General features: G+C 70.7%; 16 protein-coding genes and 1 tRNA gene. 7 read left to right on the forward strand and 10 right to left on the reverse strand.

The annotated features are described in order from the left end of the window. Window position 1: 1 nt before the first annotated feature. A complete protein-coding gene (locus tag WA640_RS26220) occupies window positions 2–574 on the reverse strand; it encodes a hypothetical protein (RefSeq protein ID WP_106364125.1) in 573 nt (190 codons plus the stop codon). A 157-nt stretch (window positions 575–731) separates the two neighbouring features. Between WA640_RS26220 and WA640_RS26225 the strand changes: the two genes are divergently transcribed. Next, complete coding sequence (locus WA640_RS26225) at window positions 732–1,367, forward strand: hypothetical protein (protein ID WP_335991812.1); 636 nt, start codon at window positions 732–734, stop codon at window positions 1,365–1,367. A gap of 113 nt (window positions 1,368–1,480) precedes the next feature. Here WA640_RS26225 and folE read toward each other — a convergent pair whose 3' ends face one another. Further along, the gene (gene folE, locus WA640_RS26230) at window positions 1,481–2,119 is read right to left on the reverse strand and encodes a GTP cyclohydrolase I FolE (RefSeq protein WP_335991813.1); all 639 of its coding nucleotides are present in this window, start codon (window positions 2,117–2,119) and stop codon (window positions 1,481–1,483) included. A 120-nt stretch (window positions 2,120–2,239) separates the two neighbouring features. After that, window positions 2,240–4,219 (reverse strand): ATP-dependent zinc metalloprotease FtsH, encoded by a 1,980-nt coding sequence (ftsH, locus tag WA640_RS26235; protein WP_335991814.1) that lies wholly within the window; start codon window positions 4,217–4,219, stop codon window positions 2,240–2,242. A 291-nt stretch (window positions 4,220–4,510) separates the two neighbouring features. On the opposite strand from ftsH, the gene hpt reads away from it, so the two are divergent. After that, complete coding sequence (gene hpt, locus WA640_RS26240) at window positions 4,511–5,125, forward strand: hypoxanthine phosphoribosyltransferase (RefSeq protein WP_335991816.1); 615 nt, start codon at window positions 4,511–4,513, stop codon at window positions 5,123–5,125. A gap of 497 nt (window positions 5,126–5,622) precedes the next feature. Here the strand turns inward: hpt and tilS are convergent, their stop codons facing one another. Both tilS and WA640_RS26250 read right to left on the reverse strand, forming a co-directional pair. Continuing rightward, entirely contained in the window at window positions 5,623–6,669 is a 1,047-nt protein-coding gene (tilS, locus tag WA640_RS26245) for a tRNA lysidine(34) synthetase TilS (RefSeq protein ID WP_335991817.1), read from the reverse strand. Continuing rightward, on the reverse strand, window positions 6,662–7,729 hold the full coding sequence (locus tag WA640_RS26250) for a zinc-dependent metalloprotease (RefSeq protein WP_335991819.1): 1,068 nt from the start codon (window positions 7,727–7,729) through the stop codon (window positions 6,662–6,664). Before WA640_RS26250 ends, tilS begins: the two co-directional genes overlap by 8 nt. A 198-nt stretch (window positions 7,730–7,927) precedes the next feature. Between WA640_RS26250 and WA640_RS26255 the strand changes: the two genes are divergently transcribed. Beyond that, the gene (locus tag WA640_RS26255; protein WP_335991820.1) at window positions 7,928–9,724 is read left to right on the forward strand and encodes a carbohydrate-binding module family 20 domain-containing protein; all 1,797 of its coding nucleotides are present in this window, start codon (window positions 7,928–7,930) and stop codon (window positions 9,722–9,724) included. A 429-nt stretch (window positions 9,725–10,153) separates the two neighbouring features. Here WA640_RS26255 and dacB read toward each other — a convergent pair whose 3' ends face one another. After that, window positions 10,154–11,605, reverse strand: a complete 1,452-nt coding sequence (gene dacB / locus WA640_RS26260; protein WP_335991821.1) for a D-alanyl-D-alanine carboxypeptidase/D-alanyl-D-alanine endopeptidase — start codon at window positions 11,603–11,605, stop codon at window positions 10,154–10,156. A gap of 55 nt (window positions 11,606–11,660) precedes the next feature. Between dacB and WA640_RS26265 the strand changes: the two genes are divergently transcribed. Next, window positions 11,661–12,158 (forward strand): inorganic diphosphatase, encoded by a 498-nt coding sequence (locus WA640_RS26265; RefSeq protein WP_106364117.1) that lies wholly within the window; start codon window positions 11,661–11,663, stop codon window positions 12,156–12,158. Between the two features lie 320 nt (window positions 12,159–12,478). On the opposite strand, the gene WA640_RS26270 is transcribed toward WA640_RS26265, so the two are convergent. After that, the gene (locus WA640_RS26270; protein WP_106364116.1) at window positions 12,479–13,222 is read right to left on the reverse strand and encodes a YaaA family protein; all 744 of its coding nucleotides are present in this window, start codon (window positions 13,220–13,222) and stop codon (window positions 12,479–12,481) included. Window positions 13,223–13,651: 429 nt separating this feature from the next. Between WA640_RS26270 and WA640_RS26275 the strand changes: the two genes are divergently transcribed. The 3 genes from WA640_RS26275 to WA640_RS26285 all read left to right on the forward strand — a co-directional run bounded on the left by WA640_RS26275 (window position 13,652) and on the right by WA640_RS26285 (window position 14,849). Continuing rightward, window positions 13,652–13,726: transfer RNA gene (locus WA640_RS26275), tRNA-Lys, on the forward strand. A gap of 505 nt (window positions 13,727–14,231) precedes the next feature. Further along, window positions 14,232–14,495, forward strand: coding sequence for a hypothetical protein (locus WA640_RS26280; protein ID WP_335991822.1), 264 nt, complete (start codon window positions 14,232–14,234; stop codon window positions 14,493–14,495). Window positions 14,496–14,507: 12 nt separating this feature from the next. Beyond that, window positions 14,508–14,849: a type II toxin-antitoxin system PemK/MazF family toxin gene (locus WA640_RS26285; protein ID WP_335991823.1), complete on the forward strand. Its 342-nt coding sequence runs from the start codon at window positions 14,508–14,510 to the stop codon at window positions 14,847–14,849. A gap of 30 nt (window positions 14,850–14,879) precedes the next feature. Here the strand turns inward: WA640_RS26285 and WA640_RS26290 are convergent, their stop codons facing one another. The 3 genes from WA640_RS26290 to WA640_RS26300 form a co-directional block, all read right to left on the reverse strand. Further along, window positions 14,880–15,212, reverse strand: a complete 333-nt coding sequence (locus tag WA640_RS26290; protein ID WP_335991824.1) for a hypothetical protein — start codon at window positions 15,210–15,212, stop codon at window positions 14,880–14,882. A 196-nt stretch (window positions 15,213–15,408) separates the two neighbouring features. Then, the gene (locus tag WA640_RS26295; protein WP_335991826.1) at window positions 15,409–16,467 is read right to left on the reverse strand and encodes a hypothetical protein; all 1,059 of its coding nucleotides are present in this window, start codon (window positions 16,465–16,467) and stop codon (window positions 15,409–15,411) included. 190 nt (window positions 16,468–16,657) lie between these two features. Next, a partial coding sequence (locus WA640_RS26300; RefSeq protein ID WP_335991827.1) for a hypothetical protein occupies window positions 16,658–17,930 on the reverse strand: 1,273 nt, incomplete at its 5' end.

Below are 17,930 nucleotides of genomic sequence, written 5' to 3' on the forward strand. Positions count from 1 at the left end.
CTCACTGCGTCCACAGGTGGTGGATGAACGCGTCCTGCGCCTTCGGGATCTGGCCGCTGCGCCGCCACCGGTACCAGGCGCGCTCCTCGACGACACGCACGCAGAAGTCCCCGTCGGTCTCGAACGGCTCCGAGACGCACCGGAAGTCGTCGCGGAATACCCCGTCGGTCCAGTTCCACACCCGCCGCCCGATCAGGTTCGGCACGTCCGACGCCGGGTAGGGCCGGCGCACCGGCGGCGCGTCGGGGTCGGAGAGCCGCTCGATGAGGTACCCGGGCCGCGGGGCGCCCGTGCCCGGCTCGGGCCGCTGCACCCACACGTCCTCGGCGGGAACGAGGCTCGCGTACGCGTCCCCGTCGCCGTCCACGGCCCGGTAGTAGTCGGCCTCGGAGATCAGCGGCACCAGCAGCGCCCCGTCCCGCGTCACGGGGTCGTCGGCGCGGAGGTCGAACTGCCACCCGCACCCGGGCGCGCCGGTGACCACCCGCGAGGAGTGGAGGTCGAACGCCCGGCCCGCGGGCACCGGGACCAGGGCCGGAGGCGGGTCCGGGACCGCGAAGGAGCTGTCCGACAAGCCCAAGGAACGCTCCTGACCTTCTGTGACAACTGCGCGCAAGGGGGACCGGAGAAAGCATAGGGGGTTGGCACACTCTGGGGATTCACGGCCCGGGGCCCGGCCGTAAAGTTCTTCTCACAAGCACCGAACACTTCAAGCCCTGAGGATGGAAGACATGAGCGAGTACGAAGAGCCCGCGGTCGAAGAAGACGTCACCGCCGAGGACTACACCGAGGAAGAGACCACCACCGACTACAGCGACGACTACGGCTACGACACCGAGGTCTCCTCGGTCGACGAGTCCTTCGACGTGAACGGCGACGGCATCGAGGACACCACGATCACCGCCGACGGCGTGACCCTGATCGACGCGGACGGCGACGGCGACGCCGAGGGCGTGGCCACCGACTACGACGGCGACGGCATCAGCGACGAGCTGATCCTCGACACCGACGGCGACGGCTCGCTGGAGTCCTACGCCTCCGACTCCGACCAGGACGGCTACCTCGACACCTACGAGTCCGACACCGACGGCGACGGCCTCGTGGACCAGGTCTCCGTGGACTCCAACGCCGACGGCTACATCGACCAGGTCGCCACCGACACCAACGGCGACGGCTACACCGACATCGTGGTCTCGGACAACAACGCCGACGGCTTCGCCGACGACATCTCGATCGACTCGGACGGCGACGGCGTGGCCGACGCGGTCCTGACCGACGAGAACGAGGACGCGTTCCTCGACACCGTCTACACCGAGACCACCCCCGAGGGCGACTCGTTCCAGTCCCAGACGGGTCAGGTCATCTAACAACCGGGTGCTTGAGACCGGACACCCCTGGCCTCAGTCCTTCCATACGCGAGGGCCGGATGCGACGCATCCGGCCCTTCGTCGCGTCCCCGCGCGGGTGCTCGCGTCCCCGTTCAGGCGCCGCCGCGCAGGAGCGACATCGCCTCCGCGCGGGTGCGCGCGTCGGACTGGAGGCTCCCGCGGACCGCGGACGTGATCGTCTTCGAGCCCTGCTTCCTGATGCCGCGCATGGACATGCACGTGTGCTCGCATTCGACGACGACGATGACGCCGGTCGCCTCCAGCGACTCGTACAGCTGGTCGGCGATCTGGCTGGTGAGCCGCTCCTGCACCTGCGGGCGCCGCGAGTACACCTCGACGAGCCGCGCGAGCTTCGAGAGGCCGACGATCTGGCCGCTGACGCCGGGGATGTACCCGACGTGGGCGACGCCGGTGAACGGCAGCAGGTGGTGCTCGCAGAACGACTGCACCTCGATGTCGCGCACGAGCACGAGCTCGTTGTGGTTCTCGTCGAACGAGGTCTTGAGGACTTCGGCGGGGTCGACGCGGAGCCCCGCGAACAGCTCGGCGTAGGCGCGGGCGACGCGCCGGGGGGTCTCCTTGAGCCCGGGCCGGTCCGGGTCCTCGCCGATGGCGGCGAGGATCTCGCGCACGGCGCCCTCGATGCGCTCCAGGTCCACCACGTCCTCGACGGGGCTCCCGTTGATCCTGCCGTCGATGAGGCGCGCGGCGAGGTTGTCGAGTTCAGCCATGGCGCCAAGCTTACGTTTCCGCCCCGACAATACGAGTGCGCTTCGTCACGCGCTGGAAACACTCGGGCCCGCCTACGCAGGTAGGCGGGCCCGAATCTACTTCGCTCAGTGTTACCGGTGTTACGGCAGGGGCGTCTGCCCCTCGGTGCCGGGGCCGACCTCGATGCCCTCGTCGGGGCCGTCGGCCGGGCGGGACCCGTTCGGCGTGGAGACCGGCGGCTGGCCGAGCTTGCGCTTGTCGGTGCCGTTGAACGGGGACATGGGCGGGCGCTTGACGACGCGCGAGGCGATCCGCTCCAGGTCCTCCTGGTTCAGGGTCTCCTTCTCCAGCAGCTCGGTGACCATCTGGTCGAGCACGTCCCGGTACTCGGTGACGATCGCGTACGCCTCGTCGTGGGCGATCTCGATGAGGGCCCTGACCTCGGCGTCCACGAGGGCCGCGATCTCGTCGGAGTAGTCCTTCTGGTGCCCGTACTCGCGGCCGAGGAACGGCTCGGAGCCGCTGGAGCCGTACTTGACGGCGCCGAGCTTGGAGGACATGCCGTACTCGGTGACCATGGCGCGGGCGACCTTGGTGGCCTTCGAGATGTCGTCGGAGGCGCCGGTCGTCGGGTCGTGGTAGACGAGCTCCTCGGCGGCGCGGCCGCCGAGCGCGTACGCGAGCGTGTCGATCATCTCCGAGCGCGTCTGCGTGTACTTGTCCTCGGTCGGCAGCACGAGCGTGTGGCCGAGGCTGCGGCCGCGCGGCAGGATCGTGAGCTTGTGGACGGGCGCGGCGTGCGGCAGCGCGTGGGCGACGAGCGCGTGGCCCGACTCGTGGTAGGCGGTCATCTTCTTCTCGGCGTCGCCCATGACGCGGCCCTTGCGCTCGGGTCCGGCGATGACGCGGTCGATGGCCTCTTCGAGGGCGTCTGCGGAGATCGCCTTCTCGTTGTGGCGGGCGGTCAGCAGGGCCGCCTCGTTGATGACGTTCTCCAGGTCGGCGCCGGAGAAGCCCGGCGTGCGGCGCGCGATCGTCTCGAACTCGACGTTGGGGACGAACGGCTTGCCCTTGGCGTGGACGGCCAGGATCGCCTGGCGCCCTTCCTTGTCGGGGGCGTCGACGGGGATCTGGCGGTCGAAGCGGCCGGGCCGCAGGAGCGCCGGGTCGAGGATGTCGGGGCGGTTCGTGGCGGCGATGAGGATGACGCCGCCCCGCGTGTCGAACCCGTCCATCTCGACGAGCAGCTGGTTGAGCGTCTGCTCGCGCTCGTCGTGGCCGCCGCCCATGCCGGCGCCGCGGTGGCGGCCGACGGCGTCGATCTCGTCGACGAACACGATCGCGGGCGCGTTCTCCTTGGCCTGCGTGAACAGGTCCCGGACGCGGCTGGCGCCGACGCCGACGAACATCTCCACGAAGTCGGACCCGGAGATCGAGTAGAACGGCACCCCGGCCTCGCCGGCGACGGCGCGCGCGAGGAGCGTCTTGCCGGTGCCGGGCGGGCCGAACAGGAGGACGCCCTTGGGGATCTTCGCGCCGAGCTCCTGGTACTTCTTCGGGTCTTCGAGGAAGTCCTTGATCTCGCGGAGCTCCTCGACGGCCTCGTCGGCGCCGGCCACGTCGTCGAACGTGGTCTTCGGGGTGTCCTTGGACACCATCTTGGCCTTCGACTTGCCGAAGTTGAGGACGCGCGAGCCGCCGCCCTGCATCTGCGACATGAAGAACAGCAGCAGCAGGACGATGAGGACGATCGGCAGCAGGCTCAGCAGGAAGCTCACGAACACGGAGGTCTCGTTGACCTCGGTGTCGAACTTGACGCCCGCGTCTTCGAGCTCGGTGGCGACGGTCTCCATCATCCCCGCGGGGAGGTAAGCCTCGACCTGGTCGCCGTCGGTCTTGGTGATCTGGACCAACTGCTCCTTGTCGAGGAGGTTCGCCTCTTTGACGTTGCCGTCGTTGATGTCCTTGAGGACTTCGGAGGTGGTGGCCTCGTTGTAGTCGGAGCCGCCGGACCAGAAGCTGCCGATGAGGACCGCGATGAGGGCGATGAGCACGATCCAGACGAGCGGCCTGCGGAAGAACCGCTTCCGCTCAGGTGTGGGTCTCCCGGCGTCGACCACTCGTTTCCTCCTGCTGCGTTCGTCGCGTATTCGAGCGGGGCCGCGGTCGTGCACGGCGCGCGGGGCCTCGCTGCGGCCTTGCTGGGTTTCCTTGGCCGCAAGGCTTTGACACCTCGAACGTACACGGTGTGAAGGATCGGCGTCCTATAGCGTTCGCACCCCGAAGATGGCGCTTCGCGCCGGTCGCTGCCCTTTACCCGCCCCGCCGATAGTCCGTAATTAGTACCACGGGCGGCTTGACTTCGCCCACCCAAGCCTGCGGCGCGAGCGAACGGGTGGCACCCTTGTTCCATGACGTCGGAGTTGGTCAACGAGGTGCCGTCAGCCGCGGCGCAGGACGCGGTGTTCGATCCGGAGGCGTGGTACGCCGGGGAGATCGAGCGCACCATCATCACCGAGCAGGAGCTCCGCGCGAAGGTCGCCGAGCTGGGCGCGCGGGTCTCGGCGGATTACGCCGATACCGCCGACGAGCTGCTGCTCGTGGGCGTGTTCAAGGGCGCGGTCATGTTCATGGCCGACTTCGCGCGGGCGCTGACGGTGCCCGTGAAGATGGAGTTCATGGCGCTGTCGTCGTACGGCAGCTCCACTACGTCGTCGGGCACGGTCCGCATCCTCAAGGACATCGACTCCGACGTGACCGGGAAGCACATCCTGGTCGTCGAGGACATCATCGACTCAGGGCTCACGCTGTCGTGGCTGCTCAAGTACCTCGAAGGCCTGCGCCCGGCGTCGGTCTCGGTGGTCTCGATGCTCCGCAAGCCGGGCGTGCAGCGCGTCGACATCCCGGTCAAGTACGTCGGCTTCGACATCCCCAACGAGTTCGTGGTCGGCTACGGCCTCGACTACGCCGAGCGCTACCGCGAGCTCCCGTTCATCGGCGTGCTCAACCCCGAGGTGTACCAGTAGGGGAGCACCCCGTCCGAATCCGTCCGAGGGCCCGCGCGGAGCGCGGGCCCTTTTCCATGCTCGGCACCGGTACCCGGCGCGGCTGCCCTGCTTACGGGATTCCGCCCGCCTGGCTCCGCTCCAGGGCCCGTTCGCCGCTTACTGGGAGTTCTCCCAGTTTCGCTATAAGCGGAAACCACTGGATCACATCCGGCCCGGGAGGGCCCTGGAACTGTCGGACCCCCGCCGGAGGATCGCACCTATATCTCCCCTGGGCGGGTGGGGGTTAGGGATGGTAATACGTCTACCCCACCCACCCGCCCTCCGGGCGGCGCACGCCGCCGCCCCGCGCTCCGCGCGAAGCGCGGCCGCGGCGCAGCCCGCGGGCGCAGTGAGCGAATTGAAGCGGCGGGGAACGGCGTCCGGAAGGCCGCGCTGAACCAGGTGCGACACCCTTCTATGGGCGGCGCGCGCGAAGGCGCCCGATCTCCGGCCTCTCCATCTGGATCTTCGGCGACCTACGGGCGGCGCGCACGAAGGCGCCCGTCCGCCCTCGTGACCTCGATGCCGCCGGGCAGGAACGCGGGGCCCTGCCCCCGCCAGTCGGCGACCAGCGCGTCGACCGCCGCGAGGTGCCGGTGGTTCAGCTCCGCGCCGTCCACCCCCGACTCCAGGACCCACGCCCGCAGCGCCCGCGTCCGCACCGGCCCCGGCAGCGCCGCGAGCCGCTTCGCGTCCAGCGCGCCGCCGTTCGATTCCTCGTGGCGCGGATCGCCGTCAGCACCCGGCCCGCCGATGCCCGACCCGCCGTCCCCACCCGCATCCGCAACTCGACACTCATCGAGCGCGGCCAGCGCGACCGCGTCCAGGTAGTCGGTGTCCTCGCCGACGAGCGCCGCGGTCCGCGCGAGGTTCGCGACGAGACCCTCCCCGAGCACGGCCACCAGCGAATCCAGCGCGGGCCGCAGCGCCGACCGCAGAAACCGCGGGTCCTCGTTGTGCGGGTCGGCCCAGGGCTTGAGCCCCCGCTCGGCGCACGCCGCATGCGTATCGGTCCGCGCGACGCCCAGCAGCGGCCGCCGGTAGCGCCCCCGCACGGCCCGCATCCCGGCGATGCCGCGCGGCCCGGCGCCGCGCACGAGCGCGAGCAGCACGGTCTCGGCCTGGTCGTCCCTGGTGTGCCCGAGTAGGACCGCGGCGGCGCCGTGGCGTTCGGCCGCCGCGTCGAGCGCCGCGTACCGGGCCGCGCGCGCGGCCCCTTCGGGTCCGCCGTCGGCGCCGACCTCGACGCGTACGGCTTCGGCCGGGTCGAGCCCGGCCCCGCGCGCCCAGTCCGCGACGGCGGCGGCGCGTTCGGCCGAGCCGTCCTGGAGTCCGTGGTCGACGCTCACGAGCCCGGCTCGCAGCCCCGCGCGCGGGGCGCAGAACGCGACGGTGTCGGCGAGCGCGAGGGAGTCCGGTCCGCCGGAGCAGGCGACGAGGACGAGCGATCCGGGCGGGAGGCCGTCGAGGCCCTCCCGGACGGCGGCGCGCAGGCGCGCCACCGCGGGCGGCAGCTTAGCCACGGGCTCCGAGGACGCGCGCGGTCCACAGCTCGGGCCGGTCGATCTCGGCCTCGGTGGGGAGGTTCGCGGGGGCGTCCCAGACGCTGTTGAACCCGTCGAGGCCCCGTTCGCTCATGACGTGGTCGACGAAGCGCCGCCCGGCCGCGTACTGGCGCATCTTCGCGTCGAGGCCGAGGAGCTGGCGCAGGAACCGCTGCAAGGTGGTCGGGTTGGTGCGGCGGCGGTCGAAGCGGCGGCGCAGGAGTGCGACGTGGTTGATGGAGGTGCGGCCGACGCCGTCCATGACGGACTCGGCGTGGCCCTCCAGGAGCGTCATGAGCGCCTGGATCTGCGAGATCGCTTGGCGCTGTTCGGGACTGGTGACGGCGGTCATGACGTCGGTGCCGGGGCCCTGCTGCGGCTCGTCGTCGCGGGCGGAGGCGAGGGCGCGGCGCACGGCGAGCGCGAGGCCGGCCGCGGAGGACCGGTCGGGCTCGGCGGCGTCGAAGAACGTCTGGATGAGGCCCTCGAAGTGGCCGCGCATCCACGGGACGGCGGTGAACTGGGTGAGGTGCGCGGCCTCGTGGACGGCGATCCACAGGCGGAACTCGCGCGAGGGCAGGCGCAGGCGCCGCTCGACCTCGACGATGTTGGGGGCGACGAACAGGAGCCGGCCGGTGTCGGAGGAGAACGTCTCGAACTGGCCGAGGACCCGCGAGGACAGGAACGCGAGGACGGCTCCGGCTTGGACGCCGGTGAGCCGGGCGGCGGCGCTGGGGACGCCGGCTTCCTCGACGTCGGCGCCGAGGCCGGTGAGGAGGCGGCGGAACCCGGCGATGTTGATGCGGCTCCAGCGGATGCGGTCGACGACGTCGACGGGCGCGCTGGTCGCGGGGACGAGCCCGGTGTAGTCGGTGACCAGGCCGATCGCGGTCTGCGCGTGGCGGTGGAGGTCGGCGACGACGTCGAGGGCGCCTTCGCGGCTCATGCGCGGCCCGCCCTTGCTGAACGCCTGCGAGCAGGACGCGGCGGTCCGCCAGTCGACTGACGGCAGCATCGGGTTCCCTGCGGGCGGCGCCATCGTCCAAGCCTATCCAGAGCGCAGTCGTCTCGCCACTATCCCGCGCAAGCGGGTCGAACCCGCTCAGTCCCGGCGAAAGCCCGCGCTCACGAATTCAAATATCGAACGTCTTGAAAGTTTCGGACCGGAGATGCTACGTTCTCTCCAAGCTCGCAACATCTTGCAGGATTGCGGGCAGAAATTGCACAAGGAGCAACGATGCCTCACTCCATCGCCAGGCGGCTGCTCGCCGCCTCCGGCGGGGCCGCCCTCGCCGCGGCCGCCGTGCTCGCCGCCGCCTACCCGCAGACCGCCCCCGACGTCCCCGCGGCCACCGCCGACCTCGCCCCCGCCGCGGCCCTGGGCGGCGGCGACTCCATCCTCAACATGTTCGAGTGGACCTGGAACTCCATCGCCGCCGAATGCGACGGCGCCCTCGCCGACTCCGGCTACACCTACGTCCAGACCTCCCCGCCCCAGGAGCACATCCTCGGTACCGACGCCTCCTCCGGCGAACAGGACGCCTGGTACATCCACTACCAGCCCGTCAGCTACGAGATCGAGTCCCGCCTCGGCACCCGCGCCGAATACGCGAACATGATCGCCACCTGCGAGGCCAACGGCATCGGCGTCATCGCCGACGTCGTCATCAACCACATGGCCGCCGGGTCCGCCACCCAGACCCGCTACGGCTGGAACGGCAGCGAGTACCGCCAGTTCTACTACCCCGACGCCGGCTACGACGCCGACGACTTCCACAACACCGGCTCCAACTACTGCGAGATCGGCAACTACCAGAACCGCACCGAAGTCCAGGAGTGCCACCTCGTCGGCCTCAACGACCTGAACACCGGCTCCACCCATGTCCGCGAGACCATCGCCGCCTACCTCGACGACCTCATGAGCCTCGGCGTCGCCGGCTTCCGCGTCGACGCCGCCAAGCACATCTCCGCCACCGACCTCGACGCCATCATGGACCTCGTCGACGGCGACCCCTACATCGTCCAGGAGGTCATCGGCGCCGCGGGCGAACCCATCACCGAGGCCGAGTACACCGGCATCGGCGACGTCCAGGAGTTCTCCTACTCCTACGACCTCAAGAACCACATCAACGGCTCCTCCGAGGCCCGCTACCTCACCACCATGGGCACCTCCTGGGGCTACACCTCGCCCGCGGGCGTCTTCGTCGCCAACCACGACACCGAGCGCGGCTCGCTCACCATGAGCTACAAGAACGGCCAGGACTACCTCCTCGGCGAGGCATTCATGCTCGCCTACCCGTTCGGGACCCCCGCCTCCTACACCGGATACTCCTTCTCCGCCAACCACTCCGGCCCGCCCCTGAACTCGGACGGCTCCGTCGCCGACGTCAACTGCGGCTCCGACGCCTTCACCTGCATCCACCGCTCCCCGTACATGAGCGGCATGGCCGGATTCCGCGCCGCCACCGCCGGGGACGCGGTCGTCAACACCTGGGGCTCCGGCGACGCCCTCGCCTTCGGCCGCGGCGACAGCGGCCACGTCGTCATCAACGCCGGGACCTCCTCGATCACCCAGACGTTCACGACCTCGCTCCCCAACGGGTCCTACACCGACGTCATCTCCGGCTCCACCGTCACCGTCTCCGGCGGGACCTTCACCGCGACGGTCGCCGCGAAGACCGCGCTGGCGATCTACGTCGGCAACGACTCCGGCGGCGGCAACGGCGGGGACACCGGCGACTGCGTCGAGGTGAGCGCGTACGTGACCGGCACGAGCGTCGGCGACGAGGTCTACATCGTCGGCTCGATCCCGCAGCTCGGCAACTGGACCCCGATCGCCTCGGCGCACCTCTCGGGCACCGGCTACCCGTACTGGAAGGGCACGGTCTCGGTCCCGGCCGGGACGACGTTCCAGTACAAGTACGTCATCGTCCGCTCCAACGGCAGCCTCACCTGGGAGTCCATCGGCAACCGCACCGCCACCGTCCCGGCTGCCGGATGCCTGGCGCTGAACCAGACCTGGAACACGGCCTGACCGACCGACCGACCGGCCCGGCCGATCCGGCCGCTACGGCCCGCGAGGCGGGCTTAGGCCGCCGACCCTCCACGGCCGCAACGGATTCGGGCCCAGGGCGCTATGCGCCCTGGGCCCTTTTCCGTACTTCCGCCCTGCTTCCTGCCCTGTTTCCTGAAGGCGCCTTCAGGCCGCTTCAGCGCAGCTTCAGGTCCGGCGGGCCACCATGGACGGGCCGCAGAAAGGAGGAGGCGAATGAACTAGACGAACCGGCGACCGCGGGCCGACGCTCCCGCCGACCGCCGACCGCCGACCGCCGACCGCCGACCGCCGACCGCCGACCGCCGACCGCCGACCGCCGACCGCCGACCGCCGACCGCCGACCGCCGACCGCCGACCGCCTGCCGCCTGCCGCGCAGGAGGCAGGCGTCCATCCGCCAGCGCCGCCGGTCAGCAGCCGCACAGTGCGACGGCCGTCGCGATCTCGTCCAGCGCCGCCTCGACCGCCGTCTCGCCGGAGGTCGCGCCGTTGCTGATGAGGGAGAAGATGAGCTGGCGTCCGTCGACGGTGGTCAGCGTCCCGGTCAGGGAGCTCACGCCGGTGAGCGTGCCGGTCTTGGCCCGTACGACGCCCTTGCCGTCCTCGGCGGTGCCGAAGCGGTCGTCGAGGGTCCCGGAGTACCCGGCGACCGGCAGGGACCCGAACACCGCCGACGACTTGGACCCGGCCGCGCCGAGCAGCAACTGCGTGAACGCGTTCGCGGTCATGCGGTTGGTGGGGGACAGGCCCGAGCCGTCGTAGAACACCAGCCCGGTGTTGTCGACGCCCAGGCTCTCCAAGGTCGCCAGGTGCACCGACGACATGGCCGCCCACGTCATCTCGCCCTCGACGGCCAGCGCCGTCTGGAGCGACACCGCGTCGGCGAGCAGGTTGTCGGAGGTGAGGATGAGCTCGTCGATGAGCGCCGCGAGCGGCGCCGAGTAGACCACGGCCAGCTCGGCCGCGCCCGCCTCGGCCGTCCCGTCGGCCACCGTGTCGGCGCCGAGGAGGTCCGCGAACTGCTCGGCCGCCACCTGCGCCGGGTCGGGGTAGTGCTGCGCGTACTTCTGGGTGTTGTCGACGCGGCCGCCGTCGACCATGAACGGCGCCATCGGCGCGGTCGCGGTCTGCAGGTCCGTGGCGGGCACGCCCTCGGCCTTCGGGTTGTCGGTGAACACGCTCGTGTCCAGGTAGACCGTGGTCGGCGCGGTGCCGCCGCGCGCCTCCAGCACCAGGTCGGCGAGTTCCTGGAGGCTCGCGCCGTCGGCGTACTCGGTGTAGTAGCCCTCGCCGTCGACGGTCAGCGTCACGTCGCCGCCCGCGACGAGCACGATGCTGTCCTCGGTGGGGCCCTCGACCACGGTCGTCGGGATCCGGTATTCCGCGCCGAGGTGCTCCAGGGCCGCGACGGCCGTGACCACCTTCATCGACGACGCGGGTGCGAGCGGCGTCGTGCCCTCCTGTTCGAACAGGACCTCGCCGGTGAGCGCGTCGGCGAACGACGCCGACAGGCTCCCGTTCAGGCGCGCGTCGGCGAGCAGCGCCGGGAGCACCGACTGGAGGTCGGGCACGGGCGCGTCGGCGTTCGACGAGGCCAGCACCGGCGCCGGGGCGGCCGGCGGGTACGCCTCGGGCGCGGTCAACGTGCCCGTCCGCGGGGCGGCGACCGCCGAGATCTGCCACACCAGGCCGCCCGCGGCGGCTACGGTGACCAGGACCGCCAGCGCCGCGAGCACGCCGGTCAGGACCCGGCGGCGGCGCCGCGGACCCTGCTTCTGGGGCCGCGCCGGAGCGGGCGCGGCGGGCCGGGCGTGTGGCGTACTACTCGCGACCTTGGGGTCGGCGTTGTCGCTGAGGGACATGCACAGAGACTAGGCCATTGAGAGCACTGCACAGGAGCCTGGAGGAGGTCGGCCGATGGAGTTCGACGTGACCGTCGAGATCCCCAAGGGGAGCGCCAACAAGTACGAGATCGACCACGAGACCGGTCGCATCCGCCTGGACCGGACGCTGTTCACCGCCACGGTGTACCCGGCCGACTACGGTTTCATCGACGACACCCTCGGTCAGGACGGCGACCCGCTGGACGCGCTGGTGCTCGTCGAGCCCACGTTCCCCGGCTGCGTGATCCGCGCCCGCGCGATCGGCATGTTCCGCATGCGCGACGAGAAGGGCGTGGACGACAAGGTCCTCTGCGTCCCCGCTGAGGACCCGCGAAAGGACCGCTTCAAGGACATCGCCGACGTCCCCGAGTTCGACCGCCTGGAGATCCAGCACTTCTTCACGGTCTACAAGGACCTCGAACCCGGCAAGAGCGTCGAGGGCGCGACCTGGACCGGCCGCGCCGAGGCCGAAGAAGAGGTCCGCCGCTCCTTCGACCGCGCGAAGGCCGCCGGCTACCACTCCAACCACTAGACGACGAACCGAAGGGGGCGGTCCGGGCGCAAGCCCGGACCGCCCCCTTCGCCGTCTCTTGCCGCGACCAGCGCCTTCAGCTCCCCTTCAGCAACCCCGAGGCACCATCGGCACCGGGGGCGCCGCTTACTACACGCGAGGGTAGGTCGCGACCTTCTTCAGCCTGGCTTCAGCGAACCCCGGGCACCCTTGATGCAGGGGGCCTGGCTTACTACACCCGAGGGTAGGTCGCGTCGGTCTTCAGCCGGGCTTCAGCATTGCGCGGGCATCATCGGCACCGGGGGTGCCGGTTACTACACGCGAGGGTAGCTTTCGGGTGGTCAGGCGCCGACGATGTCGAGGAGCCAGGGCTTGGAGCGGGTGGCGGGCTCGGAGAGTTCGACCTTCCAACCCTGGCCCGCGAGGAAGTCGCCGAGTTCGGCCGCGGATTCGGGGCGGGCGCCGCCGGCGAGGAGGGCGCGGGCGACTTCGCCGCGGGTCGCCTTCGCCATGTGGGTGACGACGCTGCGCCGCCCGTCGGCGTCCTCTTTGAACACGCGAACCGACACGCCGCGGTCCTTGGGGCCCCACACCTGCGCGTACGCGCCGGAGCGGAGGTCGACCACGAGCTCGTCGCGGGCGCCGAGCACTTCGGCGACGGCCGGGCGCCACAGCTTCGCGAGGGTCTCGGTGCCGGGGAGCTTCGCGCTCATCGGCATCCGGTACGGCGGCACCCGGTCGGAGGGCCGCAGGAGCCCCCACAGCGGCGACGCGATGAGGACCTGCTCGCCGTCGGGCAGGTCGCCGAGGCCGAGCCGGTCGTAGAGGACGCCGTTGTAGAGCTCCCAGGCCGCGAGGGTCGGGGCGCTGCGCAGCGCCCGGTTCGCCTGGACGTAATGCCGCTGCGTCGCAGGGAGTTTCAGGGTCCGCACGGCCGCCTCCTCGTCGGCGCACAGCTCGACGAGCCGGTCGACCAGGAGTTCGCGGATGGGGTTCAGCGCCGGTGAGGAGAGTCGCCCGAGGTCGAGGGACGGACCGTCGCCTTGGACGGCCTTCCCCTCTGACGGCGGCAGCAGTATGAGCACAGCAGGCGAGTCTACCTGCCCGTCCGCCTGGTGCCGCCGGGGCCGCACCCGCGCGGCGGGCCTCCCGGGTTTTCACCCGACCGGGGGTGCACGGGCGGGCGGCGATCCGCTATAGTACATATGTTCGATTCCAGCGGGAGCGGGCCCGCCCCCACCGAGGGCCACGTGTGACGCCGGGTCGAATAGGCGCGGCGGCGGTTCTCCGCGACTGCCGCCGCGCCGTCCAGCGGCGGCGTCGAGCCCACACCGCCCGCCGCGGGTTCCACCGCCACCGGCCCGGCGGTGGAGCTTGCCCGGAGGCCGTCCGGACCCGGTCCGCGAGTCCCTCCGCCCATCCTGCCCGACCCCTCCGACATTCCGAGTGCCGCAGGCCATCCGGACCCCGCCACCTGCGCCCCGTCCGCCCGGATGCGGTAAGGTCCCCGGCAAGGGCCTCTAGCTCAATGGCAGAGCTGCGGACTTTTAATCCGTAGGTTCTCGGTTCGAGTCCGAGGGGGCCCACCAACCAAGCCCCAAGCTCAAGCCAACAATGCCGCTGCTGACCTGCATGAATGCCGGTCCGTGGCGGTTTCTTCATGTGCGACCCTATGCGGCCGTAGGCGGAAAGCGGCGATTGGCTGTGGATACACCGTGGATACGGCCTCTCGTGCGCTGCGCCGCGGGGAAGGGCTGAAACAAGGGGGCTCCCTCGGAGGCTGAACCCTTCTGAACCCTTTCAATGCGAGGCTCTGACCTGTGTCTATACCGGTAAAGGGTTCAAGGGGTTCAAAGTTTCAAAATCTGCGTACAAACACGGAACCCTCTCTTTGTATGTTCTCTACAGAGAGAGGGGCCAGTGTCGCTGGCATCACCTTACGCATCTCACTTTGATGCTCGCTATGATGACGGGGCCTGGTTGTTGGGAGGTTCCAGCCGGATCGGGGCGGCCTTTCAGACACGGATCCACCGTGGACGACCCGAGAACGTCTGGGGCACAACCGAACAACGACCTACCACCAGAGGCAGGCAAATGAGGAATCCTGAAGAGAATCCGGCACCATCACCAAGAGATCCACCTCAGCACCGGACCACTGTCCGGTTCGACCGCATCACCTGGGAGTCGATCAAGTCCGCTGCGGAGATAGCCGGTCTTGCTCCGACAACGTTCATTGCGAAAGCCGCTGACGCGGCCGCCCTCCAGGCGGAGTTGCGGCAGTGGGTGCGCGATGGCGAACTCGATGACTGGGATGCGGCAAACCGGGAGGCGGGCCGGGACTGGGGTGACAACGAATAGGAGGGCACCCCCGTGCCTGAGTCCGAGTTTCGCCGCGGTGAGCTGTACCAGTGCAACAACGGGCCCGGCCGTCGGCCACAGCTCGTAGTCCTGGTCAGCCGCGACGACCTCAACCAGAATCCCCCGGACGGCGAAGTGTGGGTGATGCCGATCGTGCGCAAGCCCTCGCCCCTCGCCGTCCGGCTTGGGGAGGCGGATCCAGTCCGTGGCTGGGTGCGCGTTCACAAGGCCGCCTGGGTCGAACGGGGCCGGTTGTATGAGCCGGGCTCGATGCTGACCGGCGCCACGATGGAGGCCGTTCGGGAGGCGCTCGACCGGCTCCAGGCGGACGACGTTCCCGAGCTGGGAGACTAGGCACAAACGAATAGCGAGAGGGGCACCGGCTCAGCCGGTGCCCCTCTCGCTTGTGCTGCGTGCGAGGGCGCTTTCGCCTCCTTCTGGTGACTCCAGGGTCCACTCATGGATCGGCCACGGCGCGTCCGTCCACCAGAGTTCGGACTTGCCGCCGAGCGCGGCGAGGCATTCGCCCATCGTGTCGAACCAAAGATCCTCGAAACGCATTGCCGGGTCCGGGCGACCTTGGCGGCCCCAGGCCCGTATGAACACACGGCCGTCCGCCCATGCCCAGCCGAGCACAAGCCCATGAGCCAACGGCTCCAGGGTGCCGCCCACGGCGGTGGCGCGGAAGAGTCGAGCATCCGATGGAAGTTCGATCATATGTACGATAATAGGCCCGATCGGCGCAACCGATCGACAGCTCGCCCATCTGTCATCAATCATGCGTCTGACCTGCAGAAACACAACCCTCTGAGAGCGTCGCTGCGAGCCTGGCAGGGCCTATCCCTACCTCAAGTAAGGGCCGATTTCGTCTGGCGCCACCGAGAGGGCCGATTCCGCCCCTGTTTCAGCTCCCTTAGCAGTAGGACGCACCAACGTCGCATGGCTGCGGGGTGTAGACCGGTGCCCCGTCGTCGCCGGGGGCGGCGGTGCCGTTGGCGTGGACGTCGGCGGTGATGGTCCGTGTCTCTCCGGCGGCCGTCTCGTACTTCGCGACCGCGGTGCCCGGCGTCACCGTGGTGACCTCTACGCCCCCGGTGTAGTCGGGTGCGACCTCGACGGCGGGGTAGGTCTCGACGCTCCAGGGCGTGTCCGCGGGCATGATCGTCATCCAGCCGGTGTCCTCGCGCCACCCGCACGATGCGTCCGGGTACCCGCCCGCCGCGGCGCACGCATCGATGTGCGCGACCACGGCCGCGGTGACGGCCGCTTCGGCGTCGGGGCGGATGTCGGCCGACAGGACCGCGGCAACGTCCTCGCCGAGCGGGACCGCGACGGTGGTCTGTGCGTCGCTCCAGAGGCCGTCCCCGGCCGCGGTGGCGGTGTAGACCCCCGGCAGCACGAGCAGCCCGGGAGCGTCGTCCTCAGCGTCCCACTGCGTGGTGTCGGCGGTCTGGTCGACGCTGGCGGCGGCGAGCTGCACGGCACCCTCGCGCGTCGCCGACGTCCGCACCGTCGTCTCCAGGGGTGCGGGGTTGAGGCTCCAGGGCCGCGCCCATCCGGTGCCCTCGCGCGTCGCGTCCAGGTCCACCGTGTACGCCTCTCCCCCAAGGGAGTACGCGAGTGTCACGGTGGCGTGGTCCATGTCCGGGCGGCGGGTGTAGTCCTCGACCCATCGCACCGAGGTCCCGTCCCCGGTGCCCTCCCACTGGCCCGCGGTGTCGTACTCGACGCCGGTCACCTCGACGCCGGTCGGGGCCTCGTAGCCGGTGTCGAGGGCCCCGGCGGCGAGCATCGGGTGGTCGGTGGCCTCGACGCCGAGGATCGCCGCCACGGCGGGCCCGTCACCGGCTTCCAGAGCGGCGGCTAGCTCCTCTGCGGGCTGCTCGGGTGAGTACCGCTGTCCCTGCACGAGGTACAGCGCGCCGACCGCGGCGAGCACGAGCACCGCCCCGGCGGCGACGGGGACCACCACGCGACGCGGCAACCTCCGCCGCACACCCGGGGCTCGGTGCGGGATACCCGCCCGCGGCGTGGGCTCCACGGGCGCAACGGGATCGGGCGCGGCGATGGCGGCACCACAGGAGGAACAGAACCGGGCCCCGGCGCGCGCGCCGTCGTGGCGGCACACCTCCGAGGCGTCCTCGTCGGTGTCGGGGGTGTGGTCAGTCGGCATCGGCGGGCACCTCCTGGCGTCTGAGCTGGGGAAGCTCGGTCATGGGGAGTCGGGGCCGGCCCCTTCGTGGTCCGTCGTCGGCGAGGTCTGCGGCGAGGTCGCGTCGGGGGACTCCGGCGCGCTCCAGGGCATCCATTCGGGCCTCAGCGGGCGGGGTGACGTCGAACGCCTTCCGCCACGTCACGACGCCGGGGGCCTCGGGTACAGGCCCGGCGGCGAGCACGTCGGCGAGCACACCGCCCCAGCCGCACGCCGCCGCGGTCGCGTCGGCCCGCATCGTGGCCCGCTTCCACCAACCGGCTTGGATCGGAACCATGATCTTCTGCACCGTGAAGATGAACGGCCACAACAGCAAGTGCAAGGCCAATGTGGCGGGCCGCGCCCTGGTGTTGGTGGAGGGTGCGAGGAGACGGGACGCGACCTCGTAGACCAGGGTCAGCGGGAGCGCCACGCCCCGCACCCAGAGCTGTGTCACGGGGTGGCCTTCGCGCCAGTGGATCAGCTCCCGGCCGACTCGCGCGGTCAGCCGTGCAGGGTCGCCGACGCACTCGGCGAGCAGGGCCCGGGAGACGACGAGGTGCCGCGTGTGGGCGACGGCTTCGGCGGGCCCCTCGTCGGCAATGAGCAGGTGCGGCACCGACGCGACACCGAGCAGCCGGGCGGCGTCGGCGACAGCGGGGGCGAGCATGTCGGCCTCGCGCGCACTCGGCACCCGCGCCCCGCCAAACCGGGTCATTCGCCACCGCTCCGCGGCGACCATGACCAGCGTGAACGCGACGCCGAGGGTGAGCGCCGCGGCGACGTTCCCAAGCATCATGGACACCGGCCACGTCGGATCGGACTCGTAGAGCAGCTGGTACGGACCCGACAGACCCAGCCACGCCAGCGTCAGTCCCCCGTAGGCCGCGCCGATGAGCATCCCCAGCATCATGCCCACCTGCCACGCGATATCGGGGATGAGCTGGTCGATGGGGACCGGGAGCGGGATCACCAGGTCAAACGCGAACCACACGCGGTCCTTCACGCCTTCGCCGAGCGGCGTCGCCGAGAACGCGCCGAGAATCCCGCCCGTGACGGCCCCGACCGCGCCGAGGAGCACCGCCATCGGCAGACCGCCCCACGCGCACACGAGCGCCGCCACGATCCCGACCGGGTGCGCCGTGATCGCCGACCACACCCACCGCCCCACCGAGCCCACCGCCGGACGACCCGCCCACCGCGCGACCGGCCGCGGTACCACCTCGCCAGTGAGCGAGGCCCGG

It is taken from the genome of Glycomyces sp. MUSA5-2, from assembly GCF_037034145.1.
GTDB lineage: Bacteria > Actinomycetota > Actinomycetes > Mycobacteriales > Micromonosporaceae > Glycomyces > Glycomyces artemisiae.